Genomic DNA, 15513 nt, shown 5'->3' with positions numbered 1-15513 from the left:
AGCGCTCCGCGCCGCCGGCGCGTTCGCGACAGCGTTGCGTAGGAATAACGACGTAGAGAAACGTTTCATTGCTACTTGGTAGTGACTATAACTGTGCTGAGGGACGGCGATCATCGGTTGGATGGCGGCTGCCCGCTATTGGGAAGTCTAACAATGCGGCAAAGATCCAATCCCATTTTGCCCCATCCGCCAAGGGATGAAGTTTAGGATCCCGACGAGGGACGGCTGGACAAGATTGTCCAGCATGATTCCAGCATCAATGGGGATCGTTGCCATCATCCGCTGGGCTGGGTGGTCTTGCCAGACAAAAGGGTGGCGGCATAGCGAGCAGCTCCCTTCAACCCCACCTGCGCATTCACCACCACCTGCACCGACAGTTGCTCCAGGAGAGGACGCATCCGCCCTTTGTCCAAAAACGAGGACAAAAACTCTCCTTGGTGCAAGAGGCGCAAGAGCTTGGGCGCGATCCCACCGGCGATGAACAGGCCCCCGCGAGGCAGCAGTTGCAGGGCGAAGTTCCCGACCGCAGCTCCGTACAAGCTGATAAAAAGCCGCAGACACTCCACTGCCAGCGGATCCCGTGCTTCCATGGCGGCATTGGCAATTTGGGCTGCCGGGTCAACAGGCTCGGCCCCCTTTTCCCAAGCCTCAATTTGGGCCAGCAACTGTTCTTCCCCTTGCCCCCACCGACTATCCCGCAAAAATTGATAGATGGCAACAATTCCCTGCCCTGAGACCACCCGCTCGGTGGAGACACGCCCGTGCCGTTTTTGCAAATACCTCAAAAGCTCCCACTCTAAAGGGGTGCGCGGGGAAAAATCCACATGCCCTCCCTCGCTGGCATGAACCTGGTAGCCGCCTTCTCCCCAGGTGAGGTAAGCCTGCCCCAAACCCGTACCTGCTCCCATCACGCCAATCGGAGCCCGGGGTTGACGCTCACCCACTTGCAAGGTGTCCAGATCTTGATCGCCCAGGGCAAGCAGGCCATACCCCACAGCGCTGAAGTCGTTGATCAAGGCTACGCGCGGGATCCCCAGCTCTGCGGCCAATTGGCTTGACTGCAGATCCCAAGGCAAGTTGGTGATCTTGGCGGTCTGTACCCTTGCTCGCTCCATCACCGGGCCGGCCACCGCAAAACAGGCAGCAGCAGGCTGTGGATCTCGACCCAGCTCCTGCCGAGCCTGGGCCAGAAACTCTCCCACCATCGGGGCGAGGCTGACGAAATCTTGGCTGGCGTAGCGGCAATGATAAAGGCTGTGCTCGGGATCCTCGGCATTGACAAGGCTGAGGCTGGTTTTGGTGCCCCCGATATCTGCGGCCAACAGCAAGTCCATACGGTTTCCTCCGGCCAGCACATCGTTTCCACCCTGGCATCTCTGGAGAGGGAATGCCCATTTCGGCCTCCCGGAGCTTTCCCGCTCCTGTCACGGCGAAGAAGGTGCTATGTTAACTGATGTAAAGGTTTTTAATGTTGCATTTTGTCTTCCACACCTTTTTTGCCCCCTCTCCCAAATGAGCCTCTGCTGTCATCTGAGCATCGCCCTCTCCCGATTCAAAAGCGTTTCGGATCCCACCATGCCATTGGGGGAATGGCGGCTCTGCTCGTCTGCCTGCCCGTTTTTGTGCAAGCGCCCCTGGTGCGATATGCCCCCTGGGTGAGCTTGGTGATGTCTTTGGGCTGGTTGGGCCTCAGTTTGCATCTCTACTCGCAGCTCCGTACCCGCCTGTGGGGAGATTTGCTCTACGGCTTTACCCTGACTTGGCTGGCGGGATCCCTGTATTGGGGCTGGCTGCGCTTTGAGCCTCTTTGGCACATGCCCGTGGAAGCTTTGGGGATCCCGATTGTCTGGTGGGGGACACGGCAGCGGTTTGCCCGCATCGGCACCTGGTTTTATCTCGGTTCCCTGTGGGGCACGGCGATTACCGATCTTTACATTCACTCGGTGGGCTTGCTGCCGGAGTGGCGACAGGCGATGCAGTTCGACCGCTTGGATCAGGCGGTTGTCCCTTTCATGGCCGCTCTTGACAAAATGGCTACCCCCTGGGGCCTGAGTTGGGGCATCGGCCTGGGCCTTCTCTTGCTGGGCGCTGGGTTGTGGATGATTCGGGGATCCCGCCGCCTGCACCATTGGGCCTTTGCCGGAGCAGTGCTAAATACCCTGTTGGTGGATGGTCTTTTTGCCTGGGGGGCGGCTTTGCTGCGGTGAGCGGCGGCAGGTTTGCATCAGGCTGCCGGGATGGCCGGTTCTGGCTCGGCAGGAGGCAACTCCGGTGCCGGTGCGGGCTGAGGCAGAAAGTCGATGACCCTCCAGGTCTTAGCATCAGGCGAGCCGTAGGCCAGTAGCCACCGTTCGGGCACGGTTTGGGGCTCTGCGTCAGGCGAGCGCTGCGTAGCAACAGTTTGTGCCTTTTGGTGGGCCAAGGTGAGCTGAAAGGGATCCCCTTTGCGGCGATAAGGACGGCGGGATCCCGGCGGCTTCACGATCAGGGTGTAGGTACCGCTGAGGTGATGGCCTTCCAGCGTTTCTCCTGTTCTTGCGGAGCAACAGGCCAACAGCAAAGGTTCACGGCGATCCCGACGGATTTTCACATCTTGCACTTCCAGCCGGGCCGACAACTGCTCACTGCCCACCAAGGAGGCCACCGGCTCGGACAAATGAGCGATCTGATAGGCAAGGGCCTGCTGCACAATCGGCTTGGGCGGCCTGGGGCCGCAGCCGGCCAGCAGCCCCACCAGCACAATGGCCACAAGGCCGAGGATCCTGCGAATTCCGCCGCGCCAAGCCGATCCCCGCCACCTCTCCCCCGGTTGTGGCATCGCTTCTCGTAAGGCCATCAGATGGTCACTAAGGTGGGGTGTTGCTTCAAGTATTCCGTATTCACGCCAGACTCGCGGGTGAGGGCCACCAGACCGGTACGGGCGATCTCGCGGATGCCAAAGCTGGTCAACATCTTGATGATCGCCACCATTTTGCCCGGATCCCCGGTCACCTCGAGGGTCAAAGACTCCTCCGCCACATCCACAATCCGGGCACGAAACATTTGGGCGACATCCATGATGGCGGAGCGGGTCTCGGGGCTGGCATTCACCTTGACCAGCATCAGCTCCCGTTCCACACAGGGGACGTGGGTGATATCGGTAACTTTTAGCACATCGATGAGCTTGTAGAGCTGCTTCGTCATCTGCTCCACGTCGTGCTCATCTCCCTGCACCACCATGGTGATGCGAGAGATCCCCGGTCGTTCGGTGGGGCCGACGGTGAGGCTGTCGATGTTAAAGCCGCGACGGGCAAACATCCCCGCGATGCGGGTTAAAACGCCAGGCTGATCCTGCACAAGGGCGCTGAGGGTGTGTTTCACGGTAACCAAAGAGAGAGCTACGCAGAGGATAGGGAAGCAAAAGAGAGGTTGGGAAACGACCGTACCCTGAGGAAATTTTACGCCAATTTTGCGGGAGTGTTTTTTCTATTGCTCTGCCCACCCGGCCTCGGCAACCGCAGAGAATACAGAGGGTATGTAAGGCCGCGCAGCCTCTAACTCTGCAAAGACCCGCGCGTAACCCCCAATTGGCTATGTAGCTTCAGCTCGCGCCACAGCTGGGATCCGCTCATCCGGCCTTGGAGAAGCTGTTGATAGCAGCGCAAGGTTTGCCGGATCTGCTCGGGGGATTCCTGCAAGAACTCAATGCGCAGATATCGCAACCCCAGATCCAGCAGTTTTGGCACATGCTCGGCCCCGGTTTGGGCTTTGCCGTTGTAGAGAGTGTTGCGGCAGCCGGCATCGGCTTTCAAAATGTGCTCGACATTGGCCCTATCCCTCAGCCTCACCTCGTGTTTTTCGCAGGGACGGCCACAATTGGTGTAGTCGGTGCCGCGGGACAAAAAAGCGCAGAAGACGCAGTGCTCCATGTGGAACATGGGCATGTGCTGGTGGATGGTGACCTCGTACCAGTGGGCGGGGCCGGCCTGGAGCAGGGATCCCAGTTGCTCGTGGTTGAGGTCATAGGAGGCCGTCAGGCGCTCCAAGGGGTAGCGGCTTTTGAAATAGTGGGCGGTGATGGGGTTGGCCACGTTCAAGGAAAAATCGCCGATGCAGCGCTGGCCGGCAAAAAAGCGCAGGTGGTCGTAGTTGCGCACCAGATAGCCATCGGCTCCTGCTGCCAACACCTGTTTGAGGATCCAGCTTTCTCCCGGCTTGGTGATGCGGGGCGGGGCCGCCCACAGCTCCACCTCAGGGTGAGCGGCCTTGGTGGCGCGGATAACTTCCCGGTAGCGGCGGGGATCCTCCAACTCCAGGTAGATCTGCCGGATGCCACAGGCAATTGCCGCCGGCAACTGCTCTGGATCCCGCACCAGCACCACCAGTTGGGGCGATCCCCTTTCCGGTTGCTCCGGGGCGGGCAGCAGATCTGGCCAGCGAGCTTCAGGGTTGAGCTGCCAGCGGCGGGGCCGAGCCCACAGCGCCTGCAACTGCTCCACGGCTTGGCGCCGCATTTGGTTGAGGACGCTCAGCGGCAGCATCACCTCTCCTTCCAGGGCATTGTGCAGGGATCCCAACTTGAACGGGGTGGAACCCAAACGACCCAGTTGCTGCCGCAGCTTCTCGTCGGTGAGGGGTTGGTGATGGGCAGGCTGCAAAGGCACCGGCGAATCCACCCGCACCACGTGGCCCTCTTCATCCCGCAGGATCAGCGTCAGGGGCAAGCCGGCCTGGCCGTGAACTTCCAGGTGGACGGGGCGTTGAAAGCGAGGCTGATCCCCGGCATAGCTCTGGCGCAGGCGTTTCTCCAGCTCCGGGTCGCTGGTCTTCCAGAGGCGATCCCCTGGCCGCAGGCGTTTGAGGTCAATGGCCCCCTGGGCAAAGCCAAGCCAGGCCAGCCCCTGCTTCTTGTGCACGCGGTAAACCCGCCCCCCCTGCTCCGGCTCTCCCTGGTCGAACACCACGCCATCGCCCGGCTTGAGGGGAGCCTGCAGGCGCACCCCCACCTGATCCCCTTCGATCCGCAGCACCTGCCCCAGGTAAACCCCCCGCTTCTTGCCAAAACGGGCATGCACCAGCTCTTGGTTGTTGATGCCCCGCAGCCAGCCGGTATACAGCCCGCGGGAAAAGCTCATCTCCAGCTCATACCACTCCTGAGCTGAGGGCTGCCACGCCTGACCTGCCCCCAAGGCATCCAAGGCCTGGCGATAGATGCGCGTTACATTGGCTACATACTCCGGCGATTTCAAACGACCCTCAATTTTTAAGCAGTGGATCCCCAGCTTGACCAGCTCCGGCAGCACCTCCAGACCGGCCAGATCTTGGGGGCTGAGCAGATACCGCTTCTCCCCCAGATCGCGCCGCATCCCGTCTACCACCAGCTCGTAGGGCAGGCGGCAGGCCTGGGCACATTCTCCGCGGTTGGCCGAACGTCCTCCCAGCGCCTCGCTGGTCAGACATTGCCCGGAATAGGCCACGCACAACGCCCCGTGCACGAAGATTTCCAAGCAGACGGGGGATCCCTTCTCTTCCAGATGGGCGCGGATCTTGGCCATCTCCTTGAGGGAACACTCCCGCGCCAGCACCACCACCTCACAGCCCAACTCGGCGGCAAACTCTGCCCCGATACCGCTGGTGACGGTCATCTGCGTCGAGGCGTGGATGGGGAAATCGGGAGAAAGATGACGGATCAAGCGTGCGATGCCAATATCCTGGACAATGACCGCATCCACCCCCGCCGCGATCATCGAGCGGATGTACCGCTCCGCTTCCTCCAGCTCCCCCGGAAAGACCAGAGTATTCAAAGTTACATAGCCTCGCACCCCCCGCTGATGCAGCCAAGCCATCAGCTCCGGCAAATCTGCCTCTGTGAAGTTGCGGGCGCGTAGGCGGGCGTTGAACCGCTCCAGCCCGAAGTAAATGGCATCGGCCCCGTTTTCTACCGCTGCCTTGGCACACTCCCAATCTCCTGCCGGCGCCAGCAGCAGCGGCAGCGCGACGGGCAAAGCCGCCGCCGCAGAACTTGTCCCAGACGTTTTCATCGCCCCACCCGGAGCAAAAGGGATCCTTTCCCATTCAAAAGCAAAAAACCTGAGGAAGGGATCCCCTTTCCCAGGCCGAGCCGCCGCTGCCAGCGGCCTCTGAAGGACTGGCAAACAGATTGTCCTGGACAATTCCGTCCCGTGACAGCGGCCAACTACGAGGCCAGCAGCACATTCAGGATGCCGGTGAGGATGGCGCTGAACAAGGCCAGCGTGATGTAGCGCCCAACAGCCGGGTTTGAGCCCAAAAGCCGATCGGAAGCGCTGATGGTGAAAAACAAAGACCAGGCCTGCGTGGCGTTGATGGTCTCAAATTGGTTGAATTCAGGGGTAAAGATCTTAGCCATGGTTTAATGCTCCTCGGAAGCATGCGTTTGTCCCCCCACCTTAACAAAAGTTAACAGTAGCTGCCACGTTCGCGCGGCTACATCAGAGCCCTGATGCACAAGGCTGGGGTAGGCTGCCTGTTGTGGAAAAGCTGAGCATACAATTATCAGCTCGATCTGAACCGATCTGCTGTTGGGTAGATCTGCATCTAGCGTGGGTCGATTTTATGCGACTCCGTATATAGTATTGAGTGATGCGGGATCCCCACTCAAATAGGGGCTTTGCCCCTCGACAGGAGTCGAGCAGATGTTCTAACCTTGGCTTCTAGGGTGGCCCAAGAGCGCTCTTTGAGGTCAGTGAGCCGGGGTGTTGTCAGCGACGGCCAGCCGCGAGTCGATGCCGAGGGTGTGCCGCATCGCTAGCCTAGCCCTGTCGAGCAGGTTCAATCCGGGTGGCTTCTGCCTTGCCCGATCTGTTGGTTAGTACTTGAGGGATCTAGCCCTATAGCAACCAGAACAAGGCGCGATGCCGGGAGTGGAGATGAGAATGATGCGCTGTAACGTAGTGTCGCCTGCCCGATCCCTCTGCTGCTGTGTAGCTCGGGTGAGCAGTATAGCCGGGATCCTGATCGGGACAGCGTGGGCGAGCTTGGCCATGACTCCCGCTTGGGCTCAGGGGAGTGCTCCACCGGCTCAGGCAACCGCAGGCCCCATGAGCCGGCAAGAGGTGGCAGAGCGGCTGAGCCTGGTGCCTGTTTTTGCGATTGTGTCTCAGAACGGCACACCTGTTGTTGCCAATGTGGAGCGAGATGGCCGCACCATTCAAGTGGTCTCCTTCTGGCTGGATCAAGCCCAGGCCCAAAAAATGTTGGAGCAGGTGAAAGCCAGCAACCCCGAGATAGCCAGCCAAGCCCAGGTGGTGCCTCTCTCGCTGGGGTATGCCTACGAAAAATCGGAAGAGGAGCGCGCCAAAAATAGCGATCTGTACTTCGAGGTGGTGCCGCGGCCTGCTGATGTGGAGGCAGCCAAGCAGGTACTGAAAGAAACCAGCAAAGATGTGCCTCCAGAAGCGATCGGCGTGCCTCTGTTCTATGGCCGCTCCGGAGAGGGGCTGCTGACCATCGAGCAGGATGGTCAGGAGGTGGTGCCCTTCTTCTTCGACCGCAACGATCTGCAGCGAGCTTTGGATCGGGCGGCAGCCCAGAACCCGGATGTGGTTGGAAAAACCCAGATTGAGGTCACCTCCCTGGCCATTGTGGTGGAGCGCATGCTGGCTCCCGATGCCCAGGCCGATGTGCAGAAGATCGCCTTTATCCCTTCCCGCTCGGCGCTGGAATACATCCAATCGTTGGCTCGGCCTGCCAACCCTTCTGCCAGTCCCCAGCCTCAGCGTTAACCCAACCCCCAGTCATACTGGCAGAACGGAATCCTTTGAGATCCCCCTCGACTCTGCTGAGGCGATTGCTGGAGTGGCGTGCCCAGGCCCTGAGGGCGGCAAAAGCGGCTGGGATCCCTGCCGAGGAGGTGGAGATTCTGCTCAAGGAACGGCTGGGGTGGGGGCCGTTGGAGCGGCTGCTGGGTCGCGCTCCGGCTGGGGCGGGGGAACTCCTGGAGGAGGTAGAGGCCCTTTGGCAGCAAAGGGTGGAAAAGCGCGTCCCTCTGCAGTATCTGTTGGGCAAAGTGGAATGGGCCGGCTTGAGCCTACGGGTGACCCCGGCGGTGCTGATCCCACGTCCGGAGACCGAGCTGCTGGTGGAGCAGGCTTCCCTCTGGTTACAAGCTAATCCTCTGCCGCCCGCATCCTGCTTGGCCGACCTGGGCACCGGCAGCGGGGCCATTGCCATCGCTTTGGCCCAGCGACATCCCCAGTTGCAGCTTCTGGCGGTGGATTCGAGCCCGCAAGCCCTAGCCGTTGCGGCGGACAACGTGGCGGCCCACCATTTGCAGGAGCGGGTGCAGTTGCTGCTGGGATCCTGGTTTGTGCCCTTGGATCCCTGGCGGGGGCGGCTGCGCGGCCTGGTTTCCAACCCGCCCTACATCCCCACCGGGGAGCTGGCCCATCTCATGCCCGAGGTGCGGCTGCACGAGCCGCGACAGGCCCTCGATGGCGGGGAAGATGGGCTGGCCCACTTGCGGCTGTTGATTCAAAGGGCACCGGACTACCTGGCCCCCAACTCCTTTTGGGCGGTAGAAGTGATGCGAGGACAAGCCCCTTGGGTGGCGGAGCAATTGCGAGAGAGGGACTGTTATCGGCAGATCCAAGTTCACCGCGATCTGGCGGGGATTGAGCGGGTGGTCAGCGCCCACTTCGTCGGGTAGAAAAGGGTAGGATCCCCATGGAGTGGGGTATCTCCAGAGCCTGCTCGCGTCAGGGGGACGTAGTCCTTACTGTGCAAAGCTTAAAGATCCGAACCCAAGGATCTGAACCTCGACGGGATCCCCTGTCCTTCGTCCGGAGCACCTTTTGAGGAAACCCGCAGCCAAACCCGATCCAGCTTCCCAGCCGGCGGCCCCTGCCGACAGGCAAGAGGCCGTAGATTGGCAATTTGCTTTTGAACGCTCTGAGGTGATGCGAGCCTTTCAGCAAGAGTTGCTCGTCAGCATTGGCCACGAGCTGCGCAACCCCCTCAGCAGCCAGATGGGATCCCTGCAGTTGGTGTTGTCGGATCTGTGCGATTCCCCGGAGGAGGAGCGGGAATACATTCAAAGTGCCAAAGAGTCCGTAGAGCGCTTGATTAAGCTGCTCGAGGAATACACCCGCCTGGCTCGCCACGATCTGCCCATTCAACCCCTGCAACCGGAGCCGACCCAACTCCGCCCCCTGCTGCAAGATGTGTACAGCCTAACTCGCCTACAGGCCCAGGATCAGGGCATTCGCTACGAGTGGCCGATCCTACAACCACCTTCTGTTTCTGAACCGTCCGCCCTCCCGGACAGCCTTATGGTTTGGGCGGATCCCCACGGTTTGGTGCAGGCTCTGCTGGGGGTGTGTCGCTGGGGCATCCGTGCCCTGCGCTATGGTTCGATGGCTCTGCACCTCTATCCCATCGCAGCAGCGGAGGGGCACCTGTGTCTAGAGTGGAACCTGGAGGGACGGTGCCATGTGCCCGTTGAAACAAAGGGCAGTGCTACTTGGCGGGTGAGCGAGCGGCTCCTGAGAGAAATGGGGGGCGATCTGGAGCTTGGCGAAAGCGGCCTCCACCGGGTTGTCATCAAGGTAACCCTGCGCCTCATCCAGTGATCCCAGACAGGTAGGCTCAGCGGCTGCGCAGCCCCGGCCAATTGGCATCTGCCTTCTCGATCAACCCGGGAATGTCCCGCTCCCAGTTGCGCTGTACCCGCCGGTTGGCATTCAAGTACAGCTTGTCATCGACAATTTTCCAGGCAAAGGGATCCACCGGGTAAAGGTAGTTGTGGGCCACGGCCCAAGCACAAAACCCGCCGTACTGGGGGGCAAAGCGCTCCGGGTTGCTGCGAAACCGCTCCCGATTGTCAGCAGTGGCAAACCGCCAGGTCACCCCTCCCCACTCCCATTCATAGGCTGGGGATCCCTCGACCGGCTTGCCATCGATAAAGTAGGCCACCGGGTCATAGCCGCGCAGGGCCAGGCCATCCACCGCAAAAAAAGGGCCCGGGGATCCCTCCTCGGCAGCTCCAGCCACCTGTCCTTGGGCTGGAAGGGACAAGAGCGAAGCTGAATAAAAAGCAATAACCCCACCCCCAACCATCAGCGGCAACGAGAGCAGGATCCAACGACCTGTGCCCATAACAACCTCCCAAATCCTGAGAAAATGCCCTTTGCCTCGAGAGAGCGGCGCCTTCCTCCTCAGGTTTGGAAGAACGCCGGCGATGACCTCGACTTTTGCGAGCTGGCAACAGCTTGGCTGCACCGGGGGAAATTTGCCTGTGATTTGGATCTGGGAGATCCCAAAAGTTCAACCTTCCCGGCGCAAGGCCAACTCCGCCCGATCCAGTTGCATCAGCACCCGCTCCACCTTCTCCGGGTTGAGAGGTCGGTTGGAGGTGCGGTACTGGGAGGCCAGCGTATTAAACACGGTGCGCAGGGTGGTGAAAGACTGGAGCTTGTCGTAGCGTTGGCCGTGGTAGCGTCCTGCGAATTCTTGCATAGCCTCCATCGCTTCCGCCCGCGCCTCTGCCGGGTTCATCACGGGATCCGCTTCCGAAAGGACGGTGCGCAGGGTTTGGATCAGGGTCATGCTGTCTTCGTAGTACTTGCCGGTAAGACGGGCCGCCTGAGCGCTTGCGGTCGTCCAGCCCAGCACCAGGATGACCGAGAGGAGCAGGCCGACAAGGCGTAGAAAAAAAGTTTTCAGCATGGGAAGCTTGCCTTATGTAACTTATCTTTAAGCATAAGTCACGGCGACGCCCCAGAGGAGCTCTTGAAAAGATGCTGTTCCCACTCTTTAGCCACTTACCGCCCGAGCTGGCCCCCTACCGATCCCACGCGATCATGTTGGCCATGATTCTAGGATTTGCCTGTGCTCACAGTGGGCTGGCCTACTTGCGGCCTTGGGGGGAAGCTTGGCTGGGATCCCGTTTGTACCGCCTTCTTTTTGCGCTGGTCAGCCTCAGCTTGGCGCCGCTGCTGCTGATCTACTTCTTTAACCATCGCTACGACGGGGTGATCCTCTGGGATCTCCATGCTGTCCCCGGCATCCACACCACCGTTGTTCTTTTGTCAGCGCTCTCGTTTTTCTTTTTGTATCCGGCTACCTTCAATTTGCTGGAGATCGCCGCCATTCAGAAGCCGGAGATCCACCTGTTTGAGACCGGGATCATCCGCATCACCCGCCACCCCCAAATGGTGGGCCAGGTGATCTGGTGTGTGGCCCATTCCCTTTGGATTGGCTCCAGTTTTATGCTGGTCACCTCCCTGGGGCTGGTGGCCTATCACCTGTTCGCCGTCTGGCACGGGGATCACCGTCTGGAGCGGAAATACGGCCAGGCCTTCCGCGATCTCAAGGCCCGTACTTCTGTGATCCCCGGCTTGGCCATTCTGCAGCGGCGACAACACCTGCAACCGCGAGAGTTTCTGCGCTGGGCCTACCTAGGGGTGTTCAGCTTTGTAGTGATTCTTTATGCTTTCCATCCGCAAATGGTTTCTGCAGCCAGCCAAATTGCCTGGTAGCATGATCCCAAACAACTTCTTTAGTCTGGGAGTGATGAACTTGCAAGTTGCTTTAGATGCTTTTAATCAAGAACTTTTGACAAGTGACGGGTTGGTGTTGGTGGATTTTGGCGCCCCTTGGTGTGGCCTGTGTCGGTTCATTCAGCCGATTACCGACCGTCTCGCAGCAGAGTGGGGCGGCGCAGTTAAGGTGCTGCGGGTGAATGTGGACGACAATTTTTGGCTGCCGCGCCGCTATCGGGTGCGCTCGCTGCCGACCTTAATTTTGTTTGAGAAAGGTCAAGAAGTGCATAGGTTAGAGCACTTTGCCAGCCGTGATGAGGTGATCCGGCGCTGCGAGCAGTTGTTTCTCGCCCACCTGCGCTATGTGGGTTCGGGTGCCTGCTCCTCCTCGCTTGACCCCCAAGCCCCGCCGCCAGGGGTGTAGAGGGTGAGCACATCGCCGGCTTTCAGGGATCGGCTGGTTTTGCTGGGCAAGGGATCCCCGTTGACGAGGTTGATCCCCACCTGGCCAGGCTCGCCGCCTTCTTCCCCTTGGGGGGCATGGTGGCGCCGGTCGGTGAGCAGGGAGAGGGTGCAATCTTGCAAGGTCTGGAGGGAGCGGATCAGCCCCCAGCCGCCCCGCTGGCGGCCATGGCCGCCGGAATCTGGGCGTAGCTCGTAGCGCAGCACCCGCAGGGGATACTCCAGCTCCAGAGCTTCGATGGGGGTGTTGAGGGTATTGCTCATGCCCACGTGGACGCCGTCCAGGCCCGGTCGCTGCCGGCTGGCTCCTTGGCCGCCCCCCAGGGTTTCGTAGTAGGTGAAGTGGCGGTTGCCGAGCACACAGTTGTTCATGGTGCCCTGTCCCTGGGCAATGGCACGGGATCCGGCCACCGGGGCTAGGGCTTTGAACACCACATCGGCAATGCGCTGCGAGGTTTCCACGTTGCCCGCCACCACCGCCGCCGGAAATTGGGCGTTCACCAGGCAGCCGGGCGGGGCTACGATCTCGATGGGATCCTCCAGGCCGACATTGCTGGGCGCCGTGGGATCCAACAGGCAGCGCAGGGCAAAGAGCACCGCCGAGCGGGTCACAGCCAAAGGCGCGTTCAGGTTCCCCGCGGTGGCCGGGGCTGTGCCGGCAAAGTCCACCCGTAGCCTCTCCCCCCTTACCTCAATCTGCACCTGGATGCGGAGCGGCTCGGGCGGATCCCCGTAGCCCTCCAGGTAGTCGCAGGCGGTGTAGATCCCAGCGGGCAGAGCGCGGATCTGGGCCTGCATCCGCCGCCGGCTGTAGGCGATCACCCCGGCGATCAACTGCCAGGCCTCTTCTTCTCCAAAGCGGGCCAGCAGCTCGCGAAACCGGCTCACCCCCACGGCGCTGGCCCCCACCTGGGCCTGCAAATCCCCCCGCCGCTGCTCAGGGTTGCGCACATTGGCCAGGATCAGGCGCAGCAGATCGCCCTGCCAGCACAGCTCCCCCGTCAGGGTCATTTGGGCCAGCCGCAGCGGCGGGATCACCAGCCCTTCCTGCCAGATTTCCGTAGAGTCGGCCGGCATGGAGCCGGGGCGCATCCCCCCAATATCGGCGTGGTGGGCGCGGTTCACCGCGTAGGCGCAGACTTGTTCTGGATCCCCCAGGCCGGGGATGGCCGTAACCACCGTGATATCCGGCAGATGGGATCCCCCCTGGTAGGGATCGTTGAGGACGAACACATCGCCGGGCCGCGGGCCGGCTGCCACCACCGCCCGCACCGCTTCCGCGAGGGCGCCCAGGTGCACCGGAATGTGGGCCGCCTGGGCAATACAGTCTCCCCGAGCGTCGAACAGGGCCGTCGAGCAATCCCGCCGTTCCTTGATGTTGGCCGAGTAAGAACCGCGGATGAGGCGCGCCCCCATCTCCTCGGCGATCCCCGCCAGCGCATTGGCCATCACCTGCAACCGGATGGGATGGGAGACGCTATCCATGCTCCTCACAGCCTGCGCCCCAGCCAAACAGCCACCCTGCGGATCCCTTGCCAAAACTGGAGACGCCGCTGCCAGCGGTCGAGGGTATGGCGATTCTCCCGCAGCCGATCCCGTAGGCGCAGCAACTCAGCCGGCGTGGGAGCCAAAGCCCGCTCAGCCGCCTCCCGCCAGTCGGCCATGGCCCGCTCCGTAACCCAGAGCGCCGACCGCAGGCTCAAAAGGACAGGAACGAGGGCGAGCAAAGCCAGAAACAGCAGCCCGTTAAGGCCGCAAACCGCCCAGACCGCCCATCCTGAACTCCAATCTGCATTCACTGGAAGCTTACTGCTGCTGCAGCATCAAGGGGCGCAACACACGGCCATCGCCGACCACCACCACCGTGGACAACACCTGTCCGCCGCGCCGGAAGGTAATGGGTACCCGCTGGCCCACCGGGGTGTTTTGGATAATTTGCTGGACGTGCTGCACCGAGGTGACCCGCTGCCCGTCCACCCCAATCAAAATATCTCCCTGGGCCAGACCCGCTTGTTGAGCCGGGCCATCCTGGAGCAGACCAACCACCTGCACCCCTTGGATTTGAGGCGCGGGGCCAAACAGGCGACGACTGACGGCACCTTGAGCTGGCTGTCCATCCACCGTTTCGATGGCAACCCCGATAAAACCGTTGCCTAGGACAGCAGGCGACACCTGAGCCCCGAAACTGTCAACCTGAACCGTGGGGCTGTAGAAGTTGTAAGCTTCACCCCCAACCGAGTCACAGGGGTAGGCCACAACGGCATCTGCCAGCAAGAGGGAAGCAGGCAGGGCGAGGGCAAGCTTAGACAGATGAGTTATTTTCTGCATGGTTCGACCCTGGAAACGGCGAAGTAAAGACAAGTTTGCTTTGACAAGACGCTGGAGTGGAGGAACCAGCCCAAGATCAATTAACAACAATCAGAAGGAGCCAGTGGCGGAAGCCATCGACCAGGCAGCCTGCACCGCTCTTCCCTCAGTGATAAACCCAAAATCGCCGACTGTCGATAGGCTTGGCCGTGCTCCGGGGCTGGATCCCAAGGTTTTGCCGGCATTCCTGTAGCAATTCTTCAAGGTCTTGGGATCCCCAACCCAGGCTATCTCAGCGGCTCACAGACTGGCGCAGCGATCCGTGGCCTGCAGCAGGGCGGTGCGGATCCCGGGCTCGGTGATGGAATGGCCGGCATCGGGAATGAGGTGAAACTCCGCCTCTGGCCAGGCCTGGTGCAGCTCCCAGGCGGAAATGGGCGGGCAGACCACGTCGTAGCGTCCCTGGACGATCACAGCCGGCAGATGGCGCAGGCGCTCCACCCCCCTAAGGAGCTGGTCTTCAGGATCCAAAAAACCCCCATGGACGAAGTAGTGGCACTCGATGCGGGCAAAGGCCTCGGCAAAGGTCTCCTGGCCAAAGCGCTCGATGAGCTCAGGGCTGGGGATCAACTTGCTGGTGCTGGCCTCCCAGATGGCCCAGGCGCGGGCCGCTCTCAGCCGCACCTGGGGATCCGGGTCGTTGAGGCGGCGGTGGTAGGCTGCCAGCAGGTCATCCCGCTCTTCGGGGGGGATGGGCTCCAGGTAATGTTCCCAAGCATCGGGGAACAGGTGGCTGGCCCCCGACTGGTAAAACCAGCGGATCTCAAAAGGGCGTAGCAGGAAAATGCCCCGCAAGATAAACCCCAGGCAGGAGTGGGGGTGGGTTTGCCCATAGGCCAAGGCAAGGGCGCTGCCCCAACTGCCCCCAAACACCCACCAGCGCTCAATGCCCAGGTGTTGGCGCAGCTTCTCGATATCGGCCACCAGATCCCAGGTGGTGTTCTCCCGCAGCTCGGCGTAGGGGCGGCTCTTGCCGCAACCACGTTGATCGAACAGCACCACCCGCCAGCGGCTGGGATCAAAGTACTGCCGGTAGAGGGGATCGATCCCACCCCCTGGCCCCCCATGCAAAAACACCACCGCCTTGCCCGCCGGGTTGCCGCACTGCTCGTAGTAGAGGGTGTGCAGGGAAGAGACGGGGAGAAAGCCGTAATCGTAGGGCTCGATGGGCGGGTAGAGATCGCGC

Annotated in this window: 17 protein-coding genes; 6 read left to right on the top strand and 11 right to left on the bottom strand. The window is 61.2% G+C overall.

Going from position 1 to position 15513, the window contains the following annotated elements; translation table 11 throughout:
• Positions 1-275: 275 nt before the first annotated feature.
• Positions 276-1334, bottom strand: a complete 1059-nt coding sequence (locus tag NW844_RS03000) for a glucokinase (RefSeq protein WP_414333351.1) — start codon at positions 1332-1334, stop codon at positions 276-278.
• Between the two features lie 255 nt (positions 1335-1589).
• Between NW844_RS03000 and NW844_RS02995 the strand changes: the two genes are divergently transcribed.
• Positions 1590-2207: a DUF3120 domain-containing protein gene (locus tag NW844_RS02995; protein WP_414333349.1), complete on the top strand. Its 618-nt coding sequence runs from the start codon at positions 1590-1592 to the stop codon at positions 2205-2207.
• Positions 2208-2224: 17 nt separating this feature from the next.
• On the opposite strand, the gene NW844_RS02990 is transcribed toward NW844_RS02995, so the two are convergent.
• The 4 genes from NW844_RS02990 to NW844_RS02975 form a co-directional block, all read right to left on the bottom strand.
• Positions 2225-2836 (bottom strand): hypothetical protein, encoded by a 612-nt coding sequence (locus NW844_RS02990; protein ID WP_414333347.1) that lies wholly within the window; start codon positions 2834-2836, stop codon positions 2225-2227.
• A complete protein-coding gene (gene ilvN, locus NW844_RS02985) occupies positions 2836-3360 on the bottom strand; it encodes an acetolactate synthase small subunit (protein ID WP_414333369.1) in 525 nt (174 codons plus the stop codon). Before ilvN ends, NW844_RS02990 begins: the two co-directional genes overlap by 1 nt.
• 173 nt (positions 3361-3533) lie before the next feature.
• Positions 3534-6020, bottom strand: a complete 2487-nt coding sequence (locus NW844_RS02980; protein WP_414333345.1) for a DUF3656 domain-containing U32 family peptidase — start codon at positions 6018-6020, stop codon at positions 3534-3536.
• 155 nt (positions 6021-6175) lie between these two features.
• Complete coding sequence (locus NW844_RS02975) at positions 6176-6367, bottom strand: hypothetical protein (protein WP_414333343.1); 192 nt, start codon at positions 6365-6367, stop codon at positions 6176-6178.
• A gap of 505 nt (positions 6368-6872) precedes the next feature.
• On the opposite strand from NW844_RS02975, the gene NW844_RS02970 reads away from it, so the two are divergent.
• The 3 genes from NW844_RS02970 to NW844_RS02960 all read left to right on the top strand — a co-directional run bounded on the left by NW844_RS02970 (position 6873) and on the right by NW844_RS02960 (position 9587).
• Positions 6873-7742, top strand: coding sequence for a Tic22 family protein (locus NW844_RS02970; protein WP_414333341.1), 870 nt, complete (start codon positions 6873-6875; stop codon positions 7740-7742).
• 65 nt (positions 7743-7807) lie between these two features.
• Positions 7808-8665, top strand: coding sequence for a peptide chain release factor N(5)-glutamine methyltransferase (prmC, locus tag NW844_RS02965; protein WP_414333339.1), 858 nt, complete (start codon positions 7808-7810; stop codon positions 8663-8665).
• Between the two features lie 145 nt (positions 8666-8810).
• The gene (locus tag NW844_RS02960) at positions 8811-9587 is read left to right on the top strand and encodes a sensor histidine kinase (RefSeq protein ID WP_414333337.1); all 777 of its coding nucleotides are present in this window, start codon (positions 8811-8813) and stop codon (positions 9585-9587) included.
• Positions 9588-9603: 16 nt separating this feature from the next.
• Here NW844_RS02960 and NW844_RS02955 read toward each other — a convergent pair whose 3' ends face one another.
• Complete coding sequence (locus NW844_RS02955; protein ID WP_414333335.1) at positions 9604-10113, bottom strand: YHS domain-containing (seleno)protein; 510 nt, start codon at positions 10111-10113, stop codon at positions 9604-9606.
• A 168-nt stretch (positions 10114-10281) separates the two neighbouring features.
• Positions 10282-10683: a photosystem II protein Psb27 gene (gene psb27 / locus NW844_RS02950; protein ID WP_414333333.1), complete on the bottom strand. Its 402-nt coding sequence runs from the start codon at positions 10681-10683 to the stop codon at positions 10282-10284.
• A 71-nt stretch (positions 10684-10754) separates the two neighbouring features.
• Between psb27 and NW844_RS02945 the strand changes: the two genes are divergently transcribed.
• Positions 10755-11495, top strand: a complete 741-nt coding sequence (locus NW844_RS02945; RefSeq protein WP_414333331.1) for an NnrU family protein — start codon at positions 10755-10757, stop codon at positions 11493-11495.
• Positions 11496-11529: 34 nt separating this feature from the next.
• The gene (locus tag NW844_RS02940) at positions 11530-11922 is read left to right on the top strand and encodes a thioredoxin family protein (protein WP_414333329.1); all 393 of its coding nucleotides are present in this window, start codon (positions 11530-11532) and stop codon (positions 11920-11922) included.
• On the opposite strand, the gene NW844_RS02935 is transcribed toward NW844_RS02940, so the two are convergent.
• The 4 genes from NW844_RS02935 to pip all read right to left on the bottom strand — a co-directional run.
• A complete protein-coding gene (locus tag NW844_RS02935; RefSeq protein WP_414333328.1) occupies positions 11859-13445 on the bottom strand; it encodes a hydantoinase B/oxoprolinase family protein in 1587 nt (528 codons plus the stop codon). The genes NW844_RS02940 and NW844_RS02935 overlap by 64 nt on opposite strands.
• A 5-nt stretch (positions 13446-13450) precedes the next feature.
• A complete protein-coding gene (locus tag NW844_RS02930; RefSeq protein WP_414333327.1) occupies positions 13451-13759 on the bottom strand; it encodes a hypothetical protein in 309 nt (102 codons plus the stop codon).
• Positions 13760-13766: 7 nt separating this feature from the next.
• Positions 13767-14288 (bottom strand): PDZ domain-containing protein, encoded by a 522-nt coding sequence (locus NW844_RS02925; RefSeq protein ID WP_414333325.1) that lies wholly within the window; start codon positions 14286-14288, stop codon positions 13767-13769.
• Positions 14289-14567: 279 nt separating this feature from the next.
• A partial coding sequence (gene pip, locus NW844_RS02920; RefSeq protein WP_414333324.1) for a prolyl aminopeptidase occupies positions 14568-15513 on the bottom strand: 946 nt, incomplete at its 5' end.

This window comes from Synechococcus sp. H55.2 (assembly GCF_047462495.1).
Lineage (GTDB): Bacteria > Cyanobacteriota > Cyanobacteriia > Thermostichales > Thermostichaceae > Thermostichus.
This window is presented reverse-complemented; position numbering and strand designations above follow the sequence as displayed.

Excerpts from the sequence above, each read along its gene's own strand:
- NW844_RS02940 (WP_414333329.1), top strand. The coding sequence starts at position 11,530 with ATGAACTTGCAAGTTGCTTTAGATGCTTTTAATCAAGAACTTTTGACA.
- NW844_RS02970 (WP_414333341.1), top strand. The coding sequence starts at position 6,873 with ATGCCGGGAGTGGAGATGAGAATGATGCGCTGTAACGTAGTGTCGCCT.
- NW844_RS03000 (WP_414333351.1), bottom strand. The coding sequence starts at position 1,334 with ATGGACTTGCTGTTGGCCGCAGATATCGGGGGCACCAAAACCAGCCTC.
- NW844_RS02995 (WP_414333349.1), top strand. The coding sequence starts at position 1,590 with ATGGCGGCTCTGCTCGTCTGCCTGCCCGTTTTTGTGCAAGCGCCCCTG.
- NW844_RS02990 (WP_414333347.1), bottom strand. The coding sequence starts at position 2,836 with ATGGCCTTACGAGAAGCGATGCCACAACCGGGGGAGAGGTGGCGGGGA.
- NW844_RS02945 (WP_414333331.1), top strand. The coding sequence starts at position 10,755 with ATGCTGTTCCCACTCTTTAGCCACTTACCGCCCGAGCTGGCCCCCTAC.
- NW844_RS02935 (WP_414333328.1), bottom strand. The coding sequence starts at position 13,445 with ATGGATAGCGTCTCCCATCCCATCCGGTTGCAGGTGATGGCCAATGCG.
- psb27 (WP_414333333.1), bottom strand. The coding sequence starts at position 10,683 with ATGCTGAAAACTTTTTTTCTACGCCTTGTCGGCCTGCTCCTCTCGGTC.
- NW844_RS02955 (WP_414333335.1), bottom strand. The coding sequence starts at position 10,113 with ATGGGCACAGGTCGTTGGATCCTGCTCTCGTTGCCGCTGATGGTTGGG.
- NW844_RS02975 (WP_414333343.1), bottom strand. The coding sequence starts at position 6,367 with ATGGCTAAGATCTTTACCCCTGAATTCAACCAATTTGAGACCATCAAC.
- NW844_RS02980 (WP_414333345.1), bottom strand. The coding sequence starts at position 6,020 with ATGAAAACGTCTGGGACAAGTTCTGCGGCGGCGGCTTTGCCCGTCGCG.
- NW844_RS02925 (WP_414333325.1), bottom strand. The coding sequence starts at position 14,288 with ATGCAGAAAATAACTCATCTGTCTAAGCTTGCCCTCGCCCTGCCTGCT.